Genomic DNA, 18043 nt, shown 5'->3' on the forward strand with positions numbered 1-18043 from the left:
CGCGGGCGGACGCTATGCCACAGCCTGCGCGGCGCTCCGGGTCCGACGGCTGCGGTTCAGCACGCGCTGATAGACGCGCTCGTACCCGGCACCCATCACCGGAAGGTCGAAGTGCGCCGCGACCCGCTCGCGGCACGCGTACGGGTCGATCTCGTCGCTGCGGGCGATCGCCGCGGGAAGGTCGTCGACGTCGTCGACGATGATCCCGGTACGGCCATCGTCGATGACCTCGGGGACTGATCCGCGCCGGGTCGCGACGACGGGCGTGCCGCAGGCCATCGCCTCGACCATGACCATGCCGAACGGCTCGTCCCAGGAGATCGGGAACACCAGGCACGACGACTTCGCGTAGAGCTCGCGCTTCAGTGCAGCATCCGCCTCTCCGACGTATTCCGCGTCGGGCCCCAGGAGAGGACGCACCTCGCTGTCGAAATACTCCTGCTCTGCCGGCTCGTTGAGCTTGCCGGCGAGGACGATGCGGCGACCCGCGCGCCGTGCCGCCTGGATCGCGACGTGCGCCCCTTTCTCCGGGGAGAATCGCCCGACCCACAGGACGTCGCGGTCCTTCGACTCGCGGAACGGGAAGGTGCTCAGGTCGATCGCGTTGTACACCGTGCCCGCCCAGTTCAGGTGCGGCGCATCGTTGCGCTGAGCCCGCGAGATCGAAACGAGGTCGAGGGTGCGCCCCAGGCGCGTGAAGTAGTCGCCGTTCTCGCCCAGGGACGGGCCGTGGATGGTCGCCAGGGTCGAGATGTCGCGGCCGCGCGCGAGCAGCGGGCCGGCGAGGGAGTGGTCGTGCACCAGATCGAGGTCGAGTCCCTCGAGCGCCTCGGCCGCCATGGCGACGTGGATGACCTCGGGCATCGGCGACGACCCGAGCTGATCGGAGGGAGGCTCGGGGTAGGTCGTGATGTGCCGAGTCGCCCGGGTGGCCGCCGGGCCCGCGGCGACGAGGGTCACCTCGTGTCCGCGCTCGACGAGCTGGTCGACGAGACTCGCGACGACGGCCTCGGTGCCGCCATAGCCCTCGGGCGGAATCGCGAACCAGGGCGGAGCGATCATGCCGATCCGCAGCGCGACCTCCGCGCGCTGCGTCGGGCGGTCCGCAGGGGCGACGGCGGCAGTGGACATGGGGGCGCCTCCTTGTGGATCGAGGTCGTGGCAGTGACCGGTGCGGTCCGGACGGACCGGGATCGCACTCTCCGGATGGTAGGGGAGGAACCTGGTGAGCACTCGTTTTCACGGGGGGCGTTTACCCGCCGCCCGGTGAAGCGTAGGATCGATGTTTCGCAATCCGAGAGGATCCCGCGTGACACTGAACGTAACCGTGCCAGTTCCCTCGAACGACGACACGGCTGGTGGGCCCGACGGGCACTCCGCCACCGGGTCGCGAGAACCCCGAACGGATGGAGTCGAGCGAGTCCTGCTCGTCCAGTCGAGTGTGACCCTCGTCGAAGGCTCGACATTCTGCGTATCGAGCCACGACGGCGACATCGACCCGCTGCGCCCGGACGGCCTCTTCGTACAGGACACGCGGGTCGTGTCGCGCTGGCAGCTGCGTCTGGACGGGATGCCGATCGAGCCCCTCGGCGTGGTCGCCGCGGAGCCCTACGAATCGGTGTTCGTCGGCCGAGCGGCGCCTCGCGCCGGTCATGCCGAGGGTACGGTCATCGTCGAACGGCACCGCATGGTCGGACAGGGCATGCGCGAGGACATCCGCCTGCGCAACTACGGCTCCGAGCCGGCGGGCGTCGATCTGACGCTGACCGCGGACGCCGACTTCGCCGACCTCTTCCTGGTCAAAGAGCACCGGCTCGCGCACGTGCCGCCGGTGGGTCATCGTCACGTCGGTGGGGACCTCGTCTACTGGCTCGACCGGCCGGGCGCGCAGCGCGGCATCCGGATCTCCGCTCCGGGAGCACTGTCCAGTCCGAACACCCTCACCTTCCGCGTCGTCGTTCCCGCGCGCGACGAGTGGCGCACGACCATCGAGGCGGTGCCCAGCGCTCAGGGGATCGACCTCGAGTTCCTCTACCCCGCCGACCGGCCATTCGCCGAGACCGCACCGGCGCAGCGGATGCGGGACTGGCGAGACGAGGTGCCGGACACGGTCACCTCCAACCGCGTGCTCGCGGAGGCGCTGCGCACCAGCGAGCGCGACCTGGGAGCGTTGCGCATCCAGGACCCCGAGCATCCCGAAGACGACGTCGTGGCCGCCGGCGCGCCGTGGTTCATGGCTCTTTTCGGCCGCGACTCACTCCTCACCGGCTGGATGATGCTTCCGTTCGCACCGCGGCTCACTCTGGGCACACTGCGAACTCTCGCCCGTCTTCAGGGAACGCGGCTGGACCCGCGGAGCGAGGAGCAGCCAGGGCGGATCCTGCATGAGGTGCGCCTGGGCGCGGATCTCTCGCTCGTCCTGGGCGGGACGAACGTCTACTACGGCTCCATCGACTCGACCCCGCTGTTCGTGATGCTCGTGGGCCGCGCCTTGCGCTGGGGCATCCCGGCCGAGGATCTGGCGGAATTCCGGCCCGCCGTCGAACTGGCGCTCGAATGGATCATCCGGTACGGCGACCGAGACGGCGATGGGTTTGTCGAGTATCTCCGCTCGAGCGATCGGGGACTGCTCAATCAGGGCTGGAAGGACAGCTCCGATGGCGTCACCTTCCACCGCGGGACGACCGCGCGGCCGCCGATCGCCCTCGCGGAGGTGCAGGGTTACAGCTACGCGGCGATGCGCGGGGGAGCCGACCTCCTGAGAGCGTGGGGCGACGAGGTTGCAGCCCGTGCCTGGGACGACCGGGCGGAAGCGCTGCGCACGCGGTTCGACGAGGCGTTCTGGATGCCGGCGGAGAACACCTATGCGCTCGCGCTCGATGCCGACAAGCGGCAGGTCGACTCCGTCACATCGAACATCGGCCATTGCCTGTGGAGCGGCATCGTGCCGCCGCACCGCGCCGACGCCGTGATCGACCGGCTCGTCGCCCCGGACATGTTCACCGGCTTCGGAATCCGCACCCTCTCGGCGCAGTCGGGTGCCTACAACCCGGTGAGCTACCACAATGGGTCGGTCTGGCCGCACGACACGGTGCTCGCCGCGGCCGGCATGGCGGCATACGGACGGCGGGATCCCGCAGCCACCGTCATCGAGGGGCTGCTGGACGCTCTCGAGGCCCACGGGGGCCGGCTTCCCGAGCTTTTCTGCGGATTCAGCCGCGACGAGAAGCCCGTGCCGGTGAGCTACCCCGCCTCGTGCTCACCCCAGGCCTGGGCAGCCGCGACGCCGTTCGAGCTGGTCCGGATCGCCGTAGGGCTCGAGCTCGACCTCCCGCGCGGTGTCGCCCGGGTGGAGCCGACTCCGGCGATCATCGGCTCCGTGCGCATCGAACGCCTGCCGGCGGGGCCCGCCCGGCTCGACATCACCGCAGACTCCGACCATGCCGAGCTCACCGGGCTGCCTGGAGCGCCGGCCACCCCGAAGGAGTGACCGGCGCTGCCGATCAGCGATTGACGATCAGGCGAAGACGGGCTGCGCCACGTGCACGCGCGCGAGGAAGCTGCGCTCGCCGCCGACGTGCACGGTCGGGCCGTTGACCTCGACGCGCGCGGACTGGCGCAGGTCGTCGGACGCCGCCCCGAACGCCACCTCGATCGCGCCGGGCTCGAAGATGAACCCGTCGTCCTCGAGGCCGATGTAGGCCAGCTGGCTCAGGTCGAATTCGACCGTGACCTGCTTCGACTCGCCCGCGGCGAGTGCGACCCGCGCGAAGCCGACGAGCTGCTGGGCAGGGCGCGTCACGCCACGGGCGCGATCGGCGACATAGGCCTGCACGACCTCTTCGCCGTCCACGGTGCCGGTGTTCGTGACCGAGATCGTCGCCGTGACGGCTCCGGATGTCGTGACCGCGGCATCCGCCAGCTCGATCGTGCCGTACTCGAAGGTCGTGTACGACAGGCCGTGCCCGAACGCGTACAGGGGCGTGGCGGGGTGGTCTTGGTAGCCCTTGTGCATGTCGGTCTCGCTGCGGCGGTAGCCCGAGCCGAGGTGCTGACCGCTGTGGATCGGGACCTGGCCCGACGTGCGCGGGATCGTGAAGGGCAGCTTTCCGCCGGGGTTGGCTGCGCCGGTGAGGACGGATGCCACGGCCCGGCCCTGCTCGCCGCCGCCGAAGTAGGCGGTGACGATCGCGGACACCGAGCCCTCGATCGAGCTGAGCGCGTAGGGGCGGCCCATCTGCACGACCGCGATGACGGGCTTGCCGAGGCGTGCGGCCTCCTGTGCCAGGCGCACCTGGATGGCGGGCAGGTCGACGTCTGCCGAGTCCACGCCTTCGCCTTCGGTGCCGCCGACCGCGCCGGCCAGCCACGAGGACCGTCCGCCGAGCGCGAGCACGATGACGTCGGCGTCCGCGGCGGCGCGCAGGGCCTCCGCAGAGTCCCACTCCTCCTCGCGGAGCGGGGTGACGACGGAGGCGATCTCGGCCGCGGGGAGCGCGTCGCGCAGCGCGTCGGTGAGCGACTGGGCGCCGTAGGCGCCGCGCACGACCTGCTCCAGGTCGATCGACATGAACGCCGCCATGGCCTCGGCAGCCTCGGCGGCGACCTCTTCGGGCAGGTCGGTCGGGGTGTCGTCGAGGCCTGCCATGTTGCCCATGCCGCCGGACATCATGACCTTCATCAGCTCGATGCCGGCCGGCTGGGTGTACGCGGCGAAGGCCGTGTACGCCGACTCGGCGTGCGGGCCGAGCACCGCGACCTTGCGTGTCGACGCCGCGAGGGGCAGCACGTGGTCGTCGTTCTTGAGCAGGGTGACCGACTGGTTCGCGAGGCTGACGGCGAGCTCGCCGCCGCGTCCGGCCACCGCGTTGATCTCGATCGGATCTTCGCTCGCGTACGGGTGCTCGAACAGGCCGAGCGCGAACTTGTCGCGCAGCACGCGATGCACGGCCTCGTCGACGGCGGACTCGGGGATGCGACCGTCGCGGACGGCACCGGCCAAGACCGGCCCGTAGGCGTACGGGTTGGGCAGCTCGACATCCAGGCCCGCGGCCAGGGCGAGCGCCGCGGCCTCGACCTTGTCTTCGGCGACCTCGTTGCGCTCCACGAGCATCTGGGTGGTCATGTAGTCGGAGACGACGGTGCCGGTGAAGCCCAGCTCGTCGCGCAGCAGTCCGCGCAGGATCGCGGGGGAGGCTGCGACCGGGACGCCGTCGATGGTCGAGTACGAGTTCATCACCGAGGCGAGGTTGGCGAGGCGGATCGCCGCCTCGAACGGGCGGGCGTACACCTCGCGGAGCTCGCGGCGGGTGACCGCGGTGGCGGCCATGTTCTGGCCCGCCTCGGTCACGGCGTAGCCGAGGAAGTGCTTGGCCGTCGCGATCACGCCGGTGTCGAGGTCGTCGCCCTGCAGGCCGCGGATGAAGGCGACGCCGAAGGCCGAGGCGAGGTAGGGGTCTTCACCGTAGGTCTCGTGCACTCGGCCCCAGCGGGCGTCGCGCGCGACGTCGAGCACCGGCGAGAGCGCCTGCGTCAGACCGACGGTGCGCATCTGCTCACGGATGAGCTCGGCCATCTCCTCGACGGCGTCGGGGTTCCAGGTCGCTGCCAGCGCGATCGCGGTGGGGAACGACGTGAAGCCGGGGGCGACGACGCCGTTCAGGGCCTCGTTGTGGAAGATGGCCGGGATGCCCGCGCGGGTGTTCTCGACGAGATATCGCTGCAGCGCGTTGACCGACGCGGCGACCTGCGGCGCGCTCTGCGAGCCGAACATGCCGATGCCGGAGACCTGGCCGATGCCGCCGCCGAGCGCCTGCTCGACGGCCGCGGGCACGAGGCCCTGCGGGCCGACCAGGCCGAACGGCATGATGCCGACGAGCTGCTGGGCCTTCTCTTCGACCGTCAGCTGCGCGGCGAGCAGTGTCGCGCGCTCGTCGGGGGTGCCGGTGGCGGGGATGTCGATGCGATCCATGATGAATCTGTCCTTCGGTGTGATCGATTGGTGTGGCTCGGTGTCGAACGGGGTGTCTTCGCTGCTCGCGCAGACACCCCGTTCGATTACGGCAGCGGCCTTCTTGAGCGGACTACTTGGCGCTCTTGATCGGCAGGATGCACGCCGCGGCGGCGACGACGAAGACGAGCGCGACGATGAAGATCGTCTGGTAGCTGTTCCCGCCCTGCGCCGAGGTCGCGACGATGATCGCCGAGACCGCCGGTGCGACGATCTGCCCGCCCGTGTTGGCGAGATTCAGGATGCCGAGGTCCTTGGCCTGCGTCGCCTTGTTGGGCAGCAGCTGCACGACGAGCGCGACATCGACCGCCCAGTAGGCGCCCATGCCGAGGCCGGCGATCGTCCAGAAGATGATCATCGACACCGCGGTGGGGGCGAGCATCGGGAACACGAGGCCGATCCCGACGAGGATCGTCGCGAGGATGACCATGGGCTTGCGCTTGCCGAGGCGGTCCGAGATCGGCCCGACGACCAGGCCGGTCACGACACCCGTCGCGAGGCCGATGAGGCCCGAAAGCTGGATGAGTGCACCAGCGCCCGATGCCTCGAGACCGAGGTAGGACACGAGGATGTTGAGCTGGAACAGCGACACCATGAAGTAGCCGAGCACGAGCAGGAAGCGGCCGGCGAACGCCCAGTAGTAGTCGCGCACACCCTTCGTGGGGAACGAGAACGCCTCGAAGAAGACGCGCGCGGTGAGCTTCGGCTTGGGGATGTCGAGGTTCGAGGTGTCGGGTGCCAGCAGGACGAACGCCGTAGCGAAGACCACCGGGAAGATCGCGAAGATCACGAAGCCCGCGTCGGGGTTCGTGACGAAGCTGCCGCCGATGATCGCTCCGACGGACTGGGCGAGGGCAGTGCTGGCGCCGAGGACGCCCGAGATGAGGCCCTGGCGCTTCGGTGCCACGCGGTCGGCGATGACGGCGGTCATCGGCGCGAGGTACATGTTGAGGAACATCTGCATGATGCACCAGACGAGCAGGAACATCGCGAAGGTGCTGGTGGCCGACAGGCCGAGCACAGCGAGGCTCATGCCGACACCACCGGCGATGATCCAGCCGGTGCGTCCGCCGATCCGGGTGCGGCTGCGGTCGGAGAGCGCGCCGAAGATGACGTTCGACAGCAGGGCGACGATCGATCCGACGATCGAGACGATGCCGAGGTTGACCGGCTGAGCCAGGGCATCCAGCTCCGACAGCTTCGCGGGCAGGAGCACCACGATGCTGCCGATGAACGGCACAGCCCATGCGAGCGCGGCGATCGCGAACGCCGCGATGAGGCGTCCGTTGCCGACCTTCCCGCGCAGAGGGGCGTCACTGGGGGGTGCATCCAGCGGGTGGGCTGATTCGGTGGTCACGGGGGCAGACATCTGCGTCCTTTCGATAGCAACTTTGCCATTACGCGCGTAAGTGACGCGGGTAAGTTGTAACCTACGCTTGTGGTCGGCGCGATGCAAATCCGCGAAAGGTCTCGGATTCGCGGGCGGAATGGAAGGGTGATCGTGACGGACGGGCCAAGCAAAGTGCGCGTGACGAGCGCGGACGTTGCGCGACGTGCGAAAGTGTCACGGGCAACGGTGAGCTATGTGCTCAACAACAAGCCCGGACACGGCATCCCGCTGGCGACCCAGGAGGCCGTGCAGCGCGCTGCTGAGGAGCTCGGGTACCGGCCGAATCTCGCGGCACGTCAGCTCGCCGGCGGGGCAGGGGGCATCCTCCTGCTCATCCCCGCTATCCGCTCCTCCGATCAGGTCACGGCGCTCGCTTCGCACCTCACGCAGGAGCTCGGTGCCCGCGATCTTCTGATGTCGGTGGCGTTCGACGTCGAGCACGCCCCTCCGCTCGCCGATATCGCGCGTGCGACGGGAGCGAGCACGATAGCCGTCATGCGTGCGCTGACACCCGAGGAGCGGTCGGGGCTCGATGCCATGGGCGTCACGGTCGTCACGGGCGGCGGAGGCTTCGCTCAGGTCAACGAAGCCACGGGCGAGAAGCAGATCGAGCACCTCTGGGAGCAGGGACATCGCCGCATCGCCTTCGCGAGCACGCACGAGCCCGGACTCGACTCGTTCGTCGCGACACGGCGGACGGGAGTCGCCGAGGCGGCCGCCCGGCGCGGTGCCACGATCGCCGTCGATGGTTTCGCCGTGGACGGATCGGATGCCGAATCGATCGTCCKCCGCTGGCACGACGCGGGGATCACCGCCGTGGCCGCGTACAACGACGAGGTCGCGATGCGCGTGCTGCACGGCATCCGCCGCGCCGGGCTGCGCTGCCCCGACGACCTCGCCGTCATCGGCGTCGACGACATCCCGACTGCCCAGGTCAGCGATCCCCCGCTCTCGTCGGTGAAGCTGTCGCCCGAGCACTTCGCGCGCGTGATGGTGCGGGATCTGCTCGCCGCGCTGCCGCGAGGGCGGTCAGCGACGACCTCGCTGCCCGAAGACGCGGAGCCGGGCGACGCGCTGCGCCTCATCGCCCGCGCATCGACGGTGGGGCTCTGAGCGCGGGGTCGAGCGCCTGAGCGCTTCTGCGCGGAGGGGCATTTGGGAGGTTGTCAACCCCGTGGGCAAGGTTCCCGCACCGCTTTAGCGTGGATTTCCGTCGGATCGCCCTCGCGATCCGTCCACCGGAGGTTTGCCCAGTGGTCGGGATCGATTCAGCGTTCCGACCGTTCCTGTTCAGCCGTGCCACGCATCGTGGATCTGGCCTGCACATCGTGAAACGGAGGCGACGTGGAACGAGCAGCTGCACCCGCCGTCGCCTGGGTGGAGTCCCCCCTGCAGCTGCTCGGCGCGGCCGAGTGGGCCGCCGCCCACGATCGCACGGTGCCCATCGCCGGTCGTCTCACGGCGCAGATGTCCGAGACCGCGGACGAGCTCATTGCGCGTGGTGCGTCCTTCGGCGCGACTGAGCCATATCTCGGCATCCCCTGGAAGCTCCTCTCCACGCACCACCACTGGCTGGTGGGCGATGGGTTCTCCGGTCAGTTCCGGCTCGCCGCGACGGTCCTCCGCCCGCGCCGCATCACCTTCCTCGACGACGGGGCCAACGCCACGGCGTTCGCCGGGGCGCTGCTCGGCGTCGAGCCGTACGCCCGTCCCGGCGTCGCGGAGCGCGGGCTCACCACGCGGATGGCACCGTTCGCCCGCGACCAGATCCTCGGTCGTGCGCTCGCCGGCCAGGTGTCCTTCTTCACGGCCTTCGACTTCGGCGCGGAGCGCTCCAGCGGCCTCGCCGACCTCGGCGTCCGCGTCGAGCGCCACCGCTTCGAGTGGACGCGGCGCACCGCGCGCCCGTTCGACGCACCCAGCGGCCGGGTCATGCTCGGCAGTGCCCGCTCGGTGGACGGACGGATGCCGCTGCGCGAGTATCTCGCCTGGGTCGAGGTCGAGGCATCAGTCGCCCCGCTCACCTACCTCCCGCACCGTCGCGAGCCCACGGCGCTGCTCGACGCCGTGCGGAAGATCCCGGGCGTGACGGTGCGTCAGCTGAAGCTTCCGGTCGAACTCGTGCTCGCCGGGGCGACCCAGCCGATCGAGATCATCACGCTGCCTTCCAGCACCACCACGACGCTGCCGCTCGTGCTTCAAGGCATCGGGGCGAAGGTCCGGGTGGCTCGATGAGTCTCGTCGTCGCGATCATCCCGGCCCGTGGGGGTTCGAAGGGTGTGCCGCGCAAGAACCTCCGTCGTGTCGGCGGCGTGCCGCTCGTTGCGCGGGCCATCGCTGCGGCCCAGGCCGCCGAGAGCATCGATCTCGTCGTGGTCTCCACCGACGACGACGAGATCGCCGCGACGGCCTACGAATGGGGGGCATCGGTGATCACCCGTCCTGCCGCCCTCTCCGGCGACACGGCATCGAGCGAATCCGCCCTGCTCCACGCGCTCGAGACGCTGCACGACCAGTCGATCGATGTCGGCGTGGTCGTGTTCATTCAGGCGACATCGCCCTTCGTCTCGTCGGCGGACCTGGACCGTGGTGTCGCCATCGTGCGCGACGGCGAGTTCGACAGCGCCTTCTCCGCGGTCGAGACGTACGGGTTCCTGTGGAGCCGGGACGCATCCGGTGCCGCACAGGGGATCAACCACGATCCCGGCACCCGCCCACGTCGTCAGGACCGCGAGCCGCACTTCCTTGAAACCGGTGCTTTCTACGTGATGGATGCCGCGGGCTTCCGCTCCGCGAAGCACCGGTTCTTCGGACGGACGGGATACGTCGAGGTCGCCGAGAACGGCGCGATCGAGATCGACTCCGAGGAGCAGCTGCAGGTCGCACAGGCGATCGCGCCGCTGTGGCGTGACGATGCAGGCGCGATCGATGTCGACGCCGTCGTCACCGACTTCGACGGCGTGCACACCGACGACACCGCCGTGATCGACGCCGAGGGCCATGAGACAGTCCGGGTCAGTCGCACCGACGGGATGGGCGTCGCGCGGCTCCGTCGCGCCGGCATCCCGGTGCTCATCCTCTCCACCGAGACCCACCCCGTCGTCACGGCGCGTGCGAACAAGCTGCGGGTGGAGGTGCGGCAGGGCGTCGAGGACAAGCTCACCGCGCTGCGCTCGTGGGCGTCGACCCAGGGCATCCCGCTCGCGCGCGTCGCCTACCTCGGCAATGACGTCAACGACCTGGCGTGCCTCGACGCGGTCGGCTGGCCGGTGGCGGTGCCCGATGCGCATCCACTCGTGCTCGCCGCTGCGCGCGTCGTCGTGCCGCGTCCCGGCGGCAAGGGCGCCGTGCGCGACCTCGCGGAGCTCGTGCTCCGTGCGCGCGAGAAGCCGCCGCAGACCATCGACCCGCACGCCGTTCCCGACCAGACCGAAGGAAGCCAGAAATGACCGTGACGATCGGATCCCGAGTGGTAGGCGGCGGACGCCCCACCTATGTCATCGCCGAGATCGGCCTCAACCACAACGGCGACGTCGAGATCGCCAAGCAGCTCATCGACGTCGCCGCGGATGCCGGTGCCGACGCGGTCAAGTTCCAGAAGCGCACACCGGAGATCTCCACTCCTGAGCACATGCGCGGGATGCCGCGCGAGACGCCGTGGGGAACGATGACCTACCTCGAATACCGCCACCGGGTCGAGTTCGGGCGCGACGAGTACATTGCGATCGCCGATCACGCGCTGCTGCGCGGGGTCGACTGGTTCGCCTCCCCGTGGGATGTTCCGAGCGTCGAGTTCCTTGAAGACCTGCAGGTCGCCGCGCACAAGGTCGCTTCCGCCTGCCTCACCGATCGCGCGCTGCTGGAGGCTCTGCGCGACACCGGCAAGCCCGTCATCCTCTCCACCGGCATGTCCACCCCGGCAGAGATCGATGCCGCGATCGACACCCTCGGCACGGATCGGCTCGTGCTCATGCACGCCACCTCGACGTACCCGATGGAGCCCGAAGAGGCGAACCTGCGGGTCATCCCGGTCCTTCGCGACCGCTACCCGGGCGTGCCCGTGGGCTACTCGGGCCATGAGCGCGGCATCCAGATCTCCCTCGCCGCCGTCGCGCTCGGCGCGGTCGCGGTCGAGCGGCACATCACGCTCGACCGCACGATGTGGGGTTCGGACCACGCGGCGTCGCTCGAGCCGACCGGGCTGCGGCATCTGGTCCGCGACATCCGCATCGTCGAGACGGCGCTCGGCGATGGCGTGAAGCGCGTGTTCCCCGGCGAGCTCGCGCCGATGGCGAAGCTGCGCCGCGTCACGGTGTGACAGCGTGACGCCTGGAGGTCTGCGCGTGGTCGGCCTGGCCGACACCGACTCGTACGTCAAGTGGGCGGCGGCCCTGCTGGGCCGCCTTCCGGACGGCTCCACTGCCGACCTGCTGATCGTGGAGACCGCACTCGCGGTCAGTCCGGCTCAGCAGGAGACCGCGCTCGCCCGCAGCGGTCTGAGCCGGGACTCCGTGCGTCGCGTCGACTTCGACCGCCTGGCCGAGCAGCTGGCGGCGCTGCGGCCGGATGTCGTGCTGGTCGCGGCGCGGGGACCGGTGGCGCGGGTGCTCATCCGCCTCGTCGCGGAGCTGACCCCGCGCCCCGTCATCGTGTCGGGGCTGCCGGGGATCTCGATCCCCGCGACGACCGCGGCGCTCATCCACCGGACGCAGAGCGACTTGTTCGTCCTCCACTCCACCCGGGAGGTCAGGGAATTCGCGGAGCTCGCCGAATACCGGGGCCTCGCGCAGAACTTCGCGCTCGCGCAGCTGCCGTTCGCCGCGCACGCCGCAGCGGCGGGACCGGCGGCGGGGGCCACCGACCTGGTCTTCGCCTCGCAGGCGCTCGTGCCGCAGGAACGGCCCGAGCGGATGCGGGTGGCGAAGCTGCTCGTCGCGGCGGCCGAGGCCGACCCGAGTCGTCGCGTCGTGGTGAAGGAGCGCGCCGTCAAGGGTGAGCATCAGACCCACCGGCAGCGCATCGGCATCCCCGATCTGCTCGCCAGGCTGGCGCCCCTGCCGCCCAACCTCGTGGTCTCGACCGTCGCAATGAGCCGAGCGCTGGACACGGCGGAGGGGCTCGTGACCGTCAGTTCCACGGCCGCCATCGAGGCGATCGCCCGCGGCATACCGGTCATCGCCCTGGACAGCTTCGGGGTGACCGACAAGCTGATCAACACGGTATTCCTCGGCAGCGGGCTGCTCGCCTCCGAGAGCGCGGTCATCGCTGGGGACTTCCGGCAGCCCGACCTCGAGTGGCGCGCCGACAACTACTTCCACGACGCGGCTGCCGATGACTGGGTGATTCGCATCGAGGAGCTCGTCGCCCGTCGAAGGGCGGGGGAGCTGCCCCCGAAGCCGCCGCGGGATCGCCGCGGGGGAGCGGCGCGCGACACGTGGGAGCGCAAGGTCGCCCTGGGCCGCAAGGACCGCTCGGCGGCCGGCCTCGCGGTGGTCGCCGTCGGGATCCCGGTGCGCTTCGCCGTGCGATGGGCGCACCGACTGGCGAAGTTCGCGAAGCCGAAGGTGCAGCCCGCGGGATAGCGCTAGGCGATCATGCCCGGCACGAGCAGGATGCCGTAGCAGGGCCCGATCACGACGATCCACATGGCGGCGGCGACGATCAGCACGCCGGTGGCGAAGCGCCGCCACTTCTTTGAGAAGAGCAACGCCGCGAAGCCCACCGTGATCAGGATGAACGGCCACAGCATCAGCACCGGGTACGGGATCACGAAGAGCGTCAGCAGGAACAGCACCACTCCGGCGAGCTGCAGGACGAAGCCGATGCCGATGCCCGCTCCGACACTCGGGCGCTTCTCCGGGGGCGCGTCGATGGGCGGCACGGCACCGTAGCCCGCATAGCCCTGGGTGGGTGGGGCCTGGCCGGGCGGTGTCGGTGGCGCCCAGGCCTCGTACGGCGGCGCGGGAGGCGGTGGTGCCGCCTCCCCAGAGGGCTCCGCGGCCGGGGTCGCGGCATCCGTCTCGCCGTCTGGTGGCGTCGGATCCTCCGGCTCGTTCTCAGGCGTCTTATCCACGTGCGGGGATCCTTTCGTTTCGGAGCAGCGTTCCCCGGCGCGCTTTGAACGCGATGCGGCCGAGCAGCAGCGGGATGGTCACGAGCAGGAAGAGCTGTGGTCTGGTGAGACCCATCCAGGCGATGTCGTTGCCGCGGACGAACTCCACGAAGAAGCGGAACAGCCCATACGCGGCGATGTAGAGGGTGAGGATCTCGCCGGCCGCGATGTCCCGGTGCCGCAGCCAGAACCAGATCACCGCGAAGGCGGCGGCGTGGAACGCGATCTCATAGAGGAACGACGGATGCAGCGGCACCCCCGCCGGCGACCCCACGCGCGCCGCGGTCTCGGCGTCGAGGACGATGCCCCAGCCGGCGCCGGTCGGGCTTCCGGGGTGCTCGGTGAAGAAGCATCCGAATCGTCCGATCGCCATCGCGAGCGCGACCGCCGGCGCGAACAGGTCGCCGGTGCGCAGGGGATACCGCACGATCCGCTTCGCGACATGCACGCCGAGCCATGCCCCGACGAGGGCGCTGAGCATCGAGGCGTTGCCGAAGGCGAGCTGCTCGCCGAGGCTGAGGTTCTTCGTCGGATCGAGATGCTGCGCCCACGTCCCGAGGCGCGATGCCACCGCCGCGCCGGCCAGCGCGCCGAGCACGAGGTACGGGATGCGGGGATCGGTCACCCCTCGGCGGCGCTTCTCGATCAGGAACACCACACTCGCCGCCATCATGCCGAGGGCGACGAAGGCGGAGTGGGTGTCGATGGGCGGTCCCCACCCGAACAGCTCCTGCAGCGTGGGGAACATCGGCTCAGACCAGCCGGTCGATCCAGAACGTGACCCAGAAGGGAGTCGCGATGGCCGCAGACACCGCGACGACCGAGAGGTACAGCAGCACCAGCCGGGTGTCGCCGAGCTTGCAGCGCGAGCGCAGCAGCCCATTGCGGCGCGCCCGCGCGTACCCGGCGATCGCGAGGATCGAGAAGCCGAGCACGGCGATCGGGCCGAGCAGGAACGCGATCAGCGCGACAGTCGTGTAGATGCAGAGCCGAAGTGGATCGAACGGCGGCGCGGGGTCGCCGACCGACTCGTCGTACCGGTTGAGGTCGCTGAAGTCGGCGGCGGTCATGACACGGTCACCGGGAGCTGGCGGCGGGTGCCGCCGGTCGCGGTCGACAGCCGCGTGCGCGAGAGCGGCGCCCACGCCTGCACGGCGCAGAACGGGGCGCACTGGTGCGCATCGGTCGTCTCATTGACGGTCGCGACGTGCACGCAGCACTGGGTGAGCCGTTCCTCGATCATCGTGTTGATGTCCATGAACGGCTTGACCGTGATCCGCATCACGCGTTCGCCCAGCATGGCGCGCAGGCGCTTGTGCTGGCCGGGCAGGGTGGAGGTCGCGAGCGCGGTGAGCGTGCCGATGCCGAGGTCGCAGTTCTGGCAGATGTCGCGCCAGATCGTCGACATCGACGGGTGCGTCAGCGACGACTGCTCGCTGAGCAGATCCAGCAGCGAGCCCTTCACGACGTCGCGCATGGCCTGGGAGATCTTGTGGTCGGCGATGCGGTTCGCGAGCATGTCGGGTTCGAGGTCGAGGAACTCCTTGAGCTGGTCGTGACCGATGAGGCTCGTCAGCGACCGCCACACCCCGGAGTCGTCGCGCAGCAGATAGCCGACCGAGCAGCAGTGCGGATGGCTGCACGGCAGCGCCGTCAGGTCGCGCCAGGTGACCTCGCCGTCGGTCTGTCCTTCAAGCCGGGCGAGCACGCCGGTGTGGGTGAGCCGATTGTTCGGGTCGATGCCGGCCGATCGCCCTGAGCCGAACACGGGCTGGACGGTCACCCCGCCCACATAGGGCGTGGCCATCGCGCGGCGGATGACCGCGCCGATCTCGCCGTCGTTGACGCCGAGCGTCGCGGTCATCGTGAGGGTCATGAAGACGCCGGCGGCAGAGAGCCGCTCGATCGCGCGCTGCTTGAAGCGCCGGATGTCTGCTCCGCGATGGAAGGCGGATGCCTCGGCGCTCTCGCCGTCGTACTGCAGGTAGATCTCGACCCGTTCGCGGTGCTTGCGCAGCGTCTCGACGAAGGCGTCGTCCTGGGCGATGCGCAGACCGTTCGAGTTGATCAGGATGCGGACGATCGGCCGGGCGACGAGGTGGTCGAGCAGCTGCTCGAGCCACGGGTAGAGCGTCGGCTCGCCGCCGGAGAGCATCAGCACGTCGATGCGGTTGTTCTCCTTGGCCAGGCGCGCGTCCACTGACGCGAGCACCGCGGCGAGCGGCGCGACCGCGCTCGCCGCAGGACCCGACTCCGCGAAGCAGGTCGGGCAGCGCAGGTTGCAGTGGTCGGTGAGATCCTCGAGCAGGATGCAGGTGTGCTGCGTCTGCATCTGCGGCAGCCCGTCCTCGTACGCGGAGGGCACCGGCTTGAAGTTGCCGACGATGTCCGGGCCGTGCACCTTCGTCGGCGCGGTCCACTCTTCGAGGTAACGGAGGATCTCGGCCGACTCGTCATACATCGTGCGCACCATGCCGTGGTCGGGGCATCCGCGTTCCAGCCAGACGCTGCCGTCGCGCACCGCGAGCCATCCGGAGAGGCGCCGGACCTCGGAGAGCGCCCGATCGGGGTCTTCCTCGTGGCAGTGCGGGCAGAAGGCGTTGACGTACCGATGGATCCGGTAGTCGCGCAGCGGCATGCCGGTCCCGGCAGTCTGAGTCACTTCGTCTCGCTCGCTCGCTCAGTGCATCGCATGCGCTCAAGATAGTGCGGGCCGGGATGCCGGGGCCAGAGCCGATGCAGAGATGCAACGGCGCGTCGCGACCTACTCCTCGGCTTCGGCGTTCTCGCCGTCCACGGGTGCCTTCGGCAGGCCTCGCAGCCGGTCATCCCGCCATTCCTGGCAGGTCTGCTCGCCGCGGGCGATCCGCTCCTCCCGCTGCCGCAGCTCGACCCGGCGGATCTTGCCCGAGATCGTCTTGGGCAGGTCGAAGAACTCGAGGCGCCGGATCCGCTGAAACGGGGCAAGGTGCTCTCGCGCGTAGCTCAGGATGTCGTCCGCTGTGTCGGATGTCGGCTCGAATCCCGCGGCGAGCACGACATACGCCTTCGGGACGGCGAGCCGAAGCTCATCGGGCGCCGGCACGATCGCCGCTTCGACGACGGCCGGGTGCTCGATGAGCACGCTTTCGAGTTCGAATGGGCTGATCTTGTAGTCGGAGGCCTTGAACACATCGTCGGTGCGGCCGATGTAAGTGAGGTACCCGTCGGCATCCCGCGAGGCAATGTCGCCGGTGTGGAAGTAGCCGCCCTCCGTGGACTCGGCGTTGCGCTCGGGGTCGCCGACGTACCCGGTCATCAGGTTGGTCGGCTGCTTCGAGAGGTCGATGCAGATCTCTCCCTCGTCGGACTCCGTCCCGGTGATCGGGTCGACGAGCACGATCGGGCAGCCGGGCAGGGGACGACCCATGGCGCCGTCCCTGACGACGCCGCCGGGTGAGTTGGCGATGACAGCGGTCATCTCGGTCTGGCCGTAGCCATCGCGGATGGTGAGCCCCCAGTGCCGGCGCACCTGGCCGATGACCTCGGGATTCAGCGGCTCGCCCGCCGAGATCGCCTCACGGAGCACGCCGGCTCCCAGGGACAGGTCGGCTTGGATGAGCATCCGCCACACCGTCGGGGGTGCGCAGAACGACGTGATGCTCTCGGAGCGGATGGTCTGCAGCATCCGCTCGGCGTTGAAGCGCTCGTAGTTGTAGACGAAGATCGTCGCCTCGGCGATCCACGGTGCGAAGAAGCAGCTCCAGGCGTGCTTCGCCCAGCCCGGCGAGCTGATCGCGAGGTGCACGTCACCGGGGCGGAGGCCCAGCCAGTACATCGTGGTGAGGTGACCGATCGGGTACGACGCGTGGGTGTGCTCCACGAGCTTCGGCCGGCTCGTGGTTCCCGACGTGAAGTAGTGCAGCAGCGGCTGGTCCACCCGGGTGCCGGGGTGATCCTGCGGCGTCGCCGGGGTCAGGAAGGCGTCGTCGTAGGCGGCCCAGTCTGCGGGGCCGGCCCCGATCCGGATGCCGGTGACCGGCGTGCTGATGCCTTCGAACTTGTCCGCGTGGCCGCCGGAGGCGATGACATATCCGACCGAGCCGCGCACGATGCGGTCATCGAGGTCGGCGCCGCCGATCGCGACCGTCGTCGGCAGGATGATCGCCCCGATCTTGATGAGCGCGAGCATCGATTCCCAGAGCTCGACCTGGTTGCCGAGCATGAGCATCACGGAATCGCCGCGCGCGACCCCGAGCGTCTTGAGCCATGCGGCGAGCTGGTCCGAGCGGGTCGCCATCTCGTCGAACGAGCGGACAGTCCGGCTGCCGTCCTCTTCGACGATGATGAGCGCCGGGGCGGCGTTGCCGCGGGCGATGACATCGAACCATTCGATCGCCCAGTTGAAGGCGCCGTGGATCTCGGGCCAGCGGAACTCCGCCAGGGCCCTGGAGTAGTCCTCACGGAGCGAGACGAGCTGGTCGCGGGCGTCGCGCAGAAGTGCGGTCGGGGTGCTGGACATGGGGTTCCTCATCATCGAGACGTGATGGAA

The 18043-nt window shown here is 69.7% G+C and carries 14 protein-coding genes; 6 read left to right on the forward strand and 8 right to left on the reverse strand.

All coding sequences use genetic code 11. The features are described from left to right. Positions 1-12: 12 nt before the first annotated feature. A complete protein-coding gene (locus ACXJ3V_RS13755; protein ID WP_457100884.1) occupies positions 13-1131 on the reverse strand; it encodes a glycosyltransferase family 4 protein in 1119 nt (372 codons plus the stop codon). Between the two features lie 178 nt (positions 1132-1309). On the opposite strand from ACXJ3V_RS13755, the gene ACXJ3V_RS13760 reads away from it, so the two are divergent. Further along, on the forward strand, positions 1310-3490 hold the full coding sequence (locus ACXJ3V_RS13760; protein ID WP_457100885.1) for an amylo-alpha-1,6-glucosidase: 2181 nt from the start codon (positions 1310-1312) through the stop codon (positions 3488-3490). A 27-nt stretch (positions 3491-3517) separates the two neighbouring features. On the opposite strand, the gene ACXJ3V_RS13765 is transcribed toward ACXJ3V_RS13760, so the two are convergent. Further along, the gene (locus ACXJ3V_RS13765) at positions 3518-5971 is read right to left on the reverse strand and encodes a beta-glucosidase (RefSeq protein WP_457100886.1); all 2454 of its coding nucleotides are present in this window, start codon (positions 5969-5971) and stop codon (positions 3518-3520) included. Between the two features lie 112 nt (positions 5972-6083). Next, a complete protein-coding gene (locus ACXJ3V_RS13770; RefSeq protein ID WP_457100887.1) occupies positions 6084-7367 on the reverse strand; it encodes an MFS transporter in 1284 nt (427 codons plus the stop codon). Between the two features lie 171 nt (positions 7368-7538). On the opposite strand from ACXJ3V_RS13770, the gene ACXJ3V_RS13775 reads away from it, so the two are divergent. The 5 genes from ACXJ3V_RS13775 (at position 7539) to ACXJ3V_RS13795 (ending at position 12982) form a co-directional block, all read left to right on the forward strand. Next, a complete protein-coding gene (locus ACXJ3V_RS13775; protein ID WP_457100888.1) occupies positions 7539-8513 on the forward strand; it encodes a LacI family DNA-binding transcriptional regulator in 975 nt (324 codons plus the stop codon). Positions 8514-8744: 231 nt separating this feature from the next. Continuing rightward, positions 8745-9635 (forward strand): hypothetical protein, encoded by an 891-nt coding sequence (locus ACXJ3V_RS13780; RefSeq protein WP_457100889.1) that lies wholly within the window; start codon positions 8745-8747, stop codon positions 9633-9635. Next, positions 9632-10849, forward strand: coding sequence for a cytidylyltransferase domain-containing protein (locus ACXJ3V_RS13785; protein WP_457100890.1), 1218 nt, complete (start codon positions 9632-9634; stop codon positions 10847-10849). The genes ACXJ3V_RS13780 and ACXJ3V_RS13785 overlap by 4 nt, the downstream gene beginning before the upstream one ends. Next, positions 10846-11718 (forward strand): N-acetylneuraminate synthase family protein, encoded by an 873-nt coding sequence (locus ACXJ3V_RS13790; protein ID WP_457100891.1) that lies wholly within the window; start codon positions 10846-10848, stop codon positions 11716-11718. Before ACXJ3V_RS13785 ends, ACXJ3V_RS13790 begins: the two co-directional genes overlap by 4 nt. Positions 11719-11722: 4 nt before the next feature. After that, positions 11723-12982 carry a DUF6716 putative glycosyltransferase gene (locus ACXJ3V_RS13795; protein ID WP_457100892.1) on the forward strand — a complete coding sequence of 420 codons (1260 nt, stop codon included), beginning with the start codon at positions 11723-11725 and terminating at the stop codon, positions 12980-12982. A gap of 2 nt (positions 12983-12984) precedes the next feature. On the opposite strand, the gene ACXJ3V_RS13800 is transcribed toward ACXJ3V_RS13795, so the two are convergent. From ACXJ3V_RS13800 to ACXJ3V_RS13820, 5 genes are all read right to left on the reverse strand, one after another. Continuing rightward, on the reverse strand, positions 12985-13473 hold the full coding sequence (locus ACXJ3V_RS13800) for a hypothetical protein (RefSeq protein WP_457100893.1): 489 nt from the start codon (positions 13471-13473) through the stop codon (positions 12985-12987). Continuing rightward, the gene (locus ACXJ3V_RS13805) at positions 13466-14260 is read right to left on the reverse strand and encodes a prolipoprotein diacylglyceryl transferase (RefSeq protein WP_457100894.1); all 795 of its coding nucleotides are present in this window, start codon (positions 14258-14260) and stop codon (positions 13466-13468) included. Before ACXJ3V_RS13805 ends, ACXJ3V_RS13800 begins: the two co-directional genes overlap by 8 nt. Before the next feature lie 4 nt (positions 14261-14264). Then, the gene (locus tag ACXJ3V_RS13810; RefSeq protein ID WP_457100895.1) at positions 14265-14582 is read right to left on the reverse strand and encodes a hypothetical protein; all 318 of its coding nucleotides are present in this window, start codon (positions 14580-14582) and stop codon (positions 14265-14267) included. Beyond that, positions 14579-16174, reverse strand: coding sequence for a radical SAM protein (locus ACXJ3V_RS13815; RefSeq protein WP_457100896.1), 1596 nt, complete (start codon positions 16172-16174; stop codon positions 14579-14581). The genes ACXJ3V_RS13810 and ACXJ3V_RS13815 overlap by 4 nt, the downstream gene beginning before the upstream one ends. A gap of 102 nt (positions 16175-16276) precedes the next feature. After that, positions 16277-18013 carry an AMP-binding protein gene (locus ACXJ3V_RS13820; protein WP_457100897.1) on the reverse strand — a complete coding sequence of 579 codons (1737 nt, stop codon included), beginning with the start codon at positions 18011-18013 and terminating at the stop codon, positions 16277-16279. Positions 18014-18043 lie beyond the last annotated feature (30 nt).

Source organism: Microbacterium sp. P5_E9, from assembly GCF_054049175.1.

Bases quoted from the DNA above. Each gene is read 5' to 3' on its own strand.
- ACXJ3V_RS13765 (WP_457100886.1), bottom strand. From the start codon at position 5,971: ATGGATCGCATCGACATCCCCGCCACCGGCACCCCCGACGAGCGCGCG.
- ACXJ3V_RS13755 (WP_457100884.1), bottom strand. From the start codon at position 1,131: ATGTCCACTGCCGCCGTCGCCCCTGCGGACCGCCCGACGCAGCGCGCG.
- ACXJ3V_RS13805 (WP_457100894.1), bottom strand. From the start codon at position 14,260: ATGTTCCCCACGCTGCAGGAGCTGTTCGGGTGGGGACCGCCCATCGAC.
- ACXJ3V_RS13810 (WP_457100895.1), bottom strand. From the start codon at position 14,582: ATGACCGCCGCCGACTTCAGCGACCTCAACCGGTACGACGAGTCGGTC.
- ACXJ3V_RS13785 (WP_457100890.1), top strand. From the start codon at position 9,632: ATGAGTCTCGTCGTCGCGATCATCCCGGCCCGTGGGGGTTCGAAGGGT.
- ACXJ3V_RS13820 (WP_457100897.1), bottom strand. From the start codon at position 18,013: ATGTCCAGCACCCCGACCGCACTTCTGCGCGACGCCCGCGACCAGCTC.
- ACXJ3V_RS13790 (WP_457100891.1), top strand. From the start codon at position 10,846: ATGACCGTGACGATCGGATCCCGAGTGGTAGGCGGCGGACGCCCCACC.